The following is a 7,011-nucleotide window of genomic DNA, read 5'->3' as shown; positions in this document are numbered from 1 at the left end:
GATTCTCTTGGTTCTTATGTCATCTCTCCCTTTGTCCTATGTGTAGCCTGTATATCGTCATCCTCAAAACAATCTGCTAACTTTTTGTAACAAAAAACTGCAAACAATTCCTTGAACTCCAAACTATCTATACCACTAAATACTAAGGGGGGCGCATAGCTGGCCTAAACTCTCTTTACAGAAAACAAAACGCTGCACAAGAAAAACTCAAATGCTTGAATTTTTTCTTTCAACGTATGCGCTGATATTTGCTTGCATATCGTCTTAAAAATCCATTTTCCACCAAGGTTCGTCTTAATCTCGCAAAATCTAAAGTAAAAAGGCTACATATTTTTGATGTTTCCGTTTCGCGATAGTTTTTCCTATTTGAAATGCTTCTGCAATTTTTGTAAGTATATCTTCTGTTTCTAAATGGTGATCGCTAAAAATTTCCATATTTCGTACATTTTTATCTTCTAGCGCTTGCCATAATTTATCGATTGCTTGAAATCCCTCTGTTGTGTTTTGAATAAGACCAAGGTTTAAAAGGCGATTAATAGATTTGTGAATGTTTTTGGTCTCTGAATTGACAAGTTTGAGGATATCAGAAAGAATTTTAGCACCAAGTATAATAACAGTATAGACAGCGCGTAGTGTCGGTGAGGTCATGGCAGAAATGAGCGAATTATAAGAAAAATGATTTGGCTGTATTGCACATGGATATCAATAGAATATTATTCGTGCAGAATGTAGCTACCTTACGCTTGTCTACCCCATAATCCTTTAAGCTATGAGACAATTTGCAACGGCGTTTACAGAGCAATCTTAAAAGACCGTTTTGAGCTTTTTTGCCGCAGAGTGTGTTACAAAATCATAATTGAGCCATTTATGGCGAAGTGTTTTGAGTGCTCTTGTTGTGCCACCGGTTGCAAAAACTATATGTGACATGGAAGCTGCTTATTTTTTCGTTTGCATGAGGCAAAGGCAAGAAGCAAAGGCGGAGGCACCAACAATCATGCAAAAGGTGAAAGCGATATGATTGTTGAAATGGCTGATAATCCATCCACTTGTCCATGAGCCGGCGGCTTGGCCAATATTTGAAATAACAAGAATATAACTGAAAAGAACACTGGCAGAGAGGGATGGGGTTGTTTTCCCTGCTTGATAGTATATTTCTGGAATCATGATAGATTCATAGACACTGTAGGCAATTAACGCAGTCACAGCGGTAAAGACCCCACCTATGAGGAAAAATGAGGAGAAACTTCCCATAAAGCAGAGCAGATAAAAAGTTGATTTATCAGAAAGGCTGAGATGTTTATTGATTATTCCTTGCCAGATACAAATACTGATGCCAACAATTGAAAAGAAAATTCCACTATAAGGGGCGAGATTGCTGTCAAATTTACTGAGAAGTGTTGTGGTGGTGATGAAAATTCCCATGAGGTATGCACAAAGCAAAGCCGTGACCAGCAAATAAGCAATAGAACGATTATGTATTATTGTTTTTAAAGAAGAAAGAAGAGCTTTTTTTGTTTTTTTATTCTTTTCAAGAGATAATGTTTTATGCGGGTAATGATAAACAATTTGAATGGATAGAACACAAAGATACAAACCAATGAGTGCAAAAAAAACCATTAAGAAGGTCGATGCGTTGTATTTTATGGCACTTGTTGCAACAAGAGGGGCGATAACGACAGCAGCATTTTGAAAAAAAGAATAGAGAGTTAATGCGCGCTTAAGAGCATTTTTATTCAGATGTTCTGATAAAATTTCTCTCAAAAATGGCTTTGAAATTGCTTTCGAAAAAGCCATTAAGGTAAAAAAGATCAACCATGCAGAAGGTGTGAGCGATAGGATAATGCACACAAAAGCGCTACTCCTTAAAATAAAGGCGGTAGCCATTAAGAGTTTACGCGAAAATCTTTCTAATAAACCCGTTGTGGTTACCATGAGAATGCTTTCAAGGATTACTGATCCAGCGAGATAAAAAGCGACATTGGCAGCAGTTATGAGAGAAGAGTTTCCAAGCAGAGGGAGTACAAAGAAAAAGGAAAATTCAGAAAGAAAAACTGTGCTATAGATGAAAAAAGTTATTTTATTTTTGCCCATGGAATTTCCATAGAAGTGTCGTTAAATGATCAAATACATTTTGTTGTATCTCTTGAGGAAGTTTTGTCAGCCCTGTTTCTGCTGTGCACATTTCGTTGAAATAGTATCCTTCTTGATTCACCAGCCAGTCCACTGCAAGAATATTGTTTTTTGTTTTTTCTACGATGTTTTTAGAAATACCGAGCATTTCAGGATAGAATTTTTTCTTGCCATATGCGGTTATAAAAGCTGCTTCAGTAAGAATCGTATTTTTGCCGCCGCGTGCAACATTTCCAATATAACCGTCTCCTTGAGGTGTGCGAAATTTCACAAAACAGAGTTTTCCTGATATGAAGAAAAATCTTACATCCTGTGCATCCTTTACAAAAGGCATTAAAAAATATTCAGAAGAAGAAGTTGAAATCAGATTTCCTATACTCATTGCATGTTGTAATCCATCTGATTTAATGACACCAAATCCCATTCCTGAGCTAACGGGTTTGAAAATGAAAGATTTATATTCTGATGAAACAAAAGATGTGATTGTAGGTACTGTTTGTTTATGATAGCCACACATCGTGAATGGAAGCACTGGAGCTCCTAGCTTACGTGCTAATGCCATTTGTGCAATCTTATCCCACTCAAGATTTTCTATGCCATAAATGCATTCGTTAAGAAGGTGTGTACCACTTATCCTAAAATAATTTCTTAATGTGAGACTGATGGCTCTTGCTTGTGGGTTTAGATCTGCTTTGGATAAAATATATGCAGAATGATCTGGATTCAGTGGAATACCTTGATATAAAAAAATAAATTCATCTGCATGATTTGCTTTGATAAGGCAGTCTTCTAATTTTAAAAACTGGAATTTGATGCCTCTTTTATTAAATTCTTCTGTATATTCTGAATAGGAATATTCTATATCTTGTGCGTTGGCATATTCTTCTTGCGCAACAATCCAATAAAGTTCCATTGCTAAATCCTTTTCATGACGATATTTGATGGAGAGAAAATATTTTAATTATTTCATCGACTTTGAGAATGTATAAAGCCGCTAACGATTGATATTGGTGTTGAGTGCGTTTCTTTATTATTTTAGCCATGAGCTGATTAAAACGGTCTTGTGGTTTTAGTTGCGTTTGCATGATTTAGAAGAAATCTTTTCTATGTGTTGGTTTCAAAGCCATAGGCTTTAATTGTAATATTGCGGACGCATTTTTATAAGCTGTTATGATCTCAGTAAGCAGAGGAAAGCTCTGTCAATTCATTCATATTTGCTGCAAATGTTTCGAGGTCATGTTTAGTGTGTGCTGCTGATATCGCTACGCGAATAATGCTTTTCTTTTTAGCCACTGTTGGATACATTGCCGCTGTAACCAAAAAACCGCGCTTTCTTAAATTATATGAGGCACTTATCGCTTTGTCTTCAGCACCCATAAAGATAGATCTAATGGGACTTAGCGGTTCCTGTACCTCAATGTTGGAGACTCTTTGATCAAAATAAGAAATATTTTTATGCAGTTCACGTTGAAGTTGGTTAATTTCTTGTGAAAGATGAATATCTGCAGAAGCAAGGCAAGCTGCTATTCCTGGGAGAGAAGGTGGGCCACTAAAAATATAATTAAGCGCATATTTCTTAATAAACGATGCAGCTTCTTTGTTGCTAAATGATGCTGAACCACCATGAGAGCCAAATGCTTTTGACAAAGAAGAAATTAAAATAAGATTCTCTTCGTATTTTTCTAATAAATGAAGTGTATAACCACAGCCGTTTTTTCCTATGATTGAGGTGCCATGTGCATCATCCGCATAATAATATCCACCGTAGAGTTTTGCTAATTTGGTTAATTTTTTAACGTCATTTGCTCCTCCCATAGAACCGAGAGAGTCAGATATCAAAACAGGCGTTCTATTTTGTAATTCACTTTCCTGTAGTTTTTTCTCTAGTGTTGCAATATCTTTAAATGGGATTCTTATATAATTTCCAAATTGTTCAAGTATACCACGTAAAATTTGCACTGATGCGTGCGTTTCTTTATCGATAATCCATACAACACCATTTGCTGTTATAGGATATCCTGGAAGTTCTCCTGAACCTAATATGGGCATAACTGCAAGATGGGTTGCACCTACGGAATTAAATATGACAGAGTGGGAATCAAGAAAAATGGTGTTTAGCTTTAACTCAAGCTCATCAAATAATATACATTTCGCACGCGTTCGCGCAGCTGCATATTGCACACCAAATCTCTCTACGGAAGACTTTACAGCATCACTTAACGCTGGATGACGTTCTAGCCCTAGATACGAACATGACATAAAATCAATATAAGTCTTTCCTGATTTAGCAACAATACCGCGCCCTGATGTTCGTGCAACAATCGTAAGGTCATTGAGACCTTGATTCCATATCTTCTCCTGATGATTTTGACTATTTCTAATCCTATTTGATAACCAATTGGCATCCCGCATTCTTGTTCTTCCCCATTGCATCTCTTGCGAAGAGAGCACGCTAATCTCATCTCCATAGATTGTCAACATATGAATGGGATGAATGATTTTGTAACCTTTTAATGAAATTATATTTTTTTAGTGGAAGGTTATTCATTCTCTTGAAATAGAGAAGAAAAACGATAGAGTTCGCTAATCATTTTTCAATTCTCTTTTAGCGCATGCGTTGATATTTGCCTCCATGGCGTTGTAAAAAACCTCTCTCAACAAGAGTGCGTCGTAATCGGGCAAAGTCTATCGTAAAGAGGTTGCATATCTTGGAAACTTCCGTTTCGCTATAGATTTTTTCCTTCTGAAAGGCTTCACCAATTTTTGATAGCATCTCTTCTGTTTCTAAATGGCGGTCGCTTAAATTTTCCCTATTCCGCTCATGTTTATTTTCTAGCATTTTCCACACTGTCTCTTCGGCTTGAAATCCTTCTGTTGTGTTGTGAATAAGTCCGAGATTCAAAAGGCGATTGATGGATTTGTGAATGTTTTTGGCATCTGAATCGACATGTTTGAGGATATCAGTAAGATTTTTTGCACCAAGGATAATGGCGGCATAAACAGTACGCAGTGTCGGTGAGGTCATGGCAGAGATCAGTGAATTGCGTGTGCTGCGTTTGTGAAGGGTTTCTTTCCCCATGGGCAAAAGATCATTGCGAATGGGAATTTCATTGATTTCTATGAGTTCTGCTTGGAGCGATTGTGCGCGTACAATTTGTTCGGCTGGGGTGCGTTTGCGAATAATCCCCAGACCACTTTGGCGATATTTGTGGTTTTCGGGGAGTGTTAAAGCTTCATAGGAGCCATCAAGCCGGTAGAGAATTTCTTCCCACAAAGGAGTTCTGACGCGTCGAACCCGCTGTTCGCCATTGAGAGCAATTGTTGTTGTTATGGTTGGTTCATGTAGACAAAGATAACCACCCGCGGTGATGTGTTCCCAAAGGGTTATAACAAATCGCACATCATCTGCGGGAGTACCAGCATCAAGCCAAGCAAAATCTATTGGTCCCCAAGATTTGAGCGTTTCATCATCAAGAGAGAAAAAATTCTCATGGATAAATGTTACAGTATCTTTTTCAATACCGCCTTGAAGCAGTTCTTGCCATGCTTCTTCGGCTGATTGACCTTCGACTGTAAAATCATCAATGGTGATAAGCCGAGGTTCGTAATTCTCAAGGATTCCTGAAGGATCAAGCAAAGCTGTGCGCTCTTCCCAGGTGGAAGATTCTAAAAGTTTTTTATCTTGTTGCCATGCTTGTTTTGCTTTTTGCAGTGCTTTAGCAATCAAGCGCGTACTATCACCAGCACCGATTTCAATGACTGTGCGCGGTCTTGCCATTTGAATAAGCGCATAAATGAGCTGTGCACTATTTTCTGTTCCCATGCCAGGTCTTATCAGCTGCATCTTTTTATCCTTATAATTTTACCAATCGTAGCATTCCTGCTTTTATAAAAAACTTTATTGAATCCTCTAGCGGATATTGAATACGTATTGGTGTGGTGGCTTGCTTCAAGAGATGTTTTGTTTTTTCATGAAGCCGGATTGTACGCCCATTGAGTTGATTAATGGCAAGACTGCCAAGAGAAGAATCTATGATAATACATGTTGGCTCTCGTAAAAGAGCGGTTGCATCATTTTCTGAAAATGCTTTTTGATCTGTTTCGATGAGACCGTGTCGTAAAAGTGATATCAAAAGACTTCCAGAGGCAAGAAGAGTACCATTGAATTGTATTTCCCTCAGTGATTGGACAAGGCAGCCTTCACGAAGTGCTTCAAATGTGGGAAAGTCGAATCCGCCAAATGCCGCTCCTTTTGTAGAAACAATGGTGATGGGTTGTATTTGCCGTTTGCCAATGAGTGCTGGTTTGTTTTTTATTATTTGTACATCTTTTGCCCATTGAACGCGTGATAAAGGATTGAGTTCACTTGGGTAGACAGCGAAAGAATTGATGGCTATGGGCGGCGTTGGTTTTTGCAATTCAAGTGTGTGGGAGCTCTCATGACAATCATGTCGCATATAGTCTGCCAGTTGCCACACATAGCCGCCTGTTCCATTGTAAAAGTTTAAGCCTATAGGGTCTTGTTGCATGATGTTATCGTTTTTTTTTACTTTAAAATATCAAGCTTTGGGGAGGGTTGTTAGTTGCTCTACATTAAAGAGTGGTTTATCAAAGTCCTATTGGGTTGGTATGGGGTTGCATGGGATACAACGATTTGATAGGGATTTTATTGAAATTTGATTGGGTGGTGATTGTCATGTCCTTTTGTGGTGTATGGTTTGCTTGAGAAAAACGCCTCGTCCACTAACCATTATCAAATTCTCTCTGTTTTTTTTGTACGGCACTGTTCAAGATAAAACCTAAGATGCCTGTGATCATTGTGGCGATGCCAATGATAAACAGTGTGCTTTGGGTGTGATGCACTTTTACAAAACCGGCTCC

The 7,011-nt window shown here is 38.1% G+C and carries 8 protein-coding genes and 1 pseudogene; all 9 read right to left on the bottom strand.

The window, feature by feature from the left end; translation table 11 throughout:
• Positions 1 to 229 precede the first annotated feature (229 nt).
• The gene (locus tag ACFINW_RS09210) at positions 230 to 331 is read right to left on the bottom strand and encodes a DUF2087 domain-containing protein (protein ID WP_375674222.1); all 102 of its coding nucleotides are present in this window, start codon (positions 329 to 331) and stop codon (positions 230 to 232) included.
• Positions 310 to 648: a hypothetical protein gene (locus ACFINW_RS09205; RefSeq protein WP_375621759.1), complete on the bottom strand. Its 339-nt coding sequence runs from the start codon at positions 646 to 648 to the stop codon at positions 310 to 312. The genes ACFINW_RS09210 and ACFINW_RS09205 overlap by 22 nt, the downstream gene beginning before the upstream one ends.
• A 156-nt stretch (positions 649 to 804) precedes the next feature.
• Positions 805 to 927 carry a hypothetical protein gene (locus ACFINW_RS09200; RefSeq protein WP_375612581.1) on the bottom strand — a complete coding sequence of 41 codons (123 nt, stop codon included), beginning with the start codon at positions 925 to 927 and terminating at the stop codon, positions 805 to 807.
• 9 nt (positions 928 to 936) lie between these two features.
• A complete protein-coding gene (locus ACFINW_RS09195) occupies positions 937 to 2,091 on the bottom strand; it encodes an MFS transporter (protein ID WP_375674221.1) in 1,155 nt (384 codons plus the stop codon).
• Complete coding sequence (locus ACFINW_RS09190; protein ID WP_375667556.1) at positions 2,078 to 3,043, bottom strand: RimK family alpha-L-glutamate ligase; 966 nt, start codon at positions 3,041 to 3,043, stop codon at positions 2,078 to 2,080. Before ACFINW_RS09190 ends, ACFINW_RS09195 begins: the two co-directional genes overlap by 14 nt.
• 263 nt (positions 3,044 to 3,306) lie before the next feature.
• Positions 3,307 to 4,542: an aminotransferase class I/II-fold pyridoxal phosphate-dependent enzyme gene (locus tag ACFINW_RS09185; protein WP_375674220.1), complete on the bottom strand. Its 1,236-nt coding sequence runs from the start codon at positions 4,540 to 4,542 to the stop codon at positions 3,307 to 3,309.
• A 193-nt stretch (positions 4,543 to 4,735) separates the two neighbouring features.
• Positions 4,736 to 5,974 carry a DUF2087 domain-containing protein gene (locus ACFINW_RS09180; protein ID WP_375621762.1) on the bottom strand — a complete coding sequence of 413 codons (1,239 nt, stop codon included), beginning with the start codon at positions 5,972 to 5,974 and terminating at the stop codon, positions 4,736 to 4,738.
• Between the two features lie 10 nt (positions 5,975 to 5,984).
• Positions 5,985 to 6,659 carry a hypothetical protein gene (locus tag ACFINW_RS09175; protein ID WP_375621763.1) on the bottom strand — a complete coding sequence of 225 codons (675 nt, stop codon included), beginning with the start codon at positions 6,657 to 6,659 and terminating at the stop codon, positions 5,985 to 5,987.
• 214 nt (positions 6,660 to 6,873) lie between these two features.
• A pseudogene (locus ACFINW_RS09170) lies at positions 6,874 to 7,011 on the bottom strand (MFS transporter); the annotation flags it as partial.

This window comes from Bartonella sp. AA18HLJMS, from assembly GCF_042197245.1.
Classification (GTDB): domain Bacteria; phylum Pseudomonadota; class Alphaproteobacteria; order Rhizobiales; family Rhizobiaceae; genus Bartonella.
This window is presented reverse-complemented; position numbering and strand designations above follow the sequence as displayed.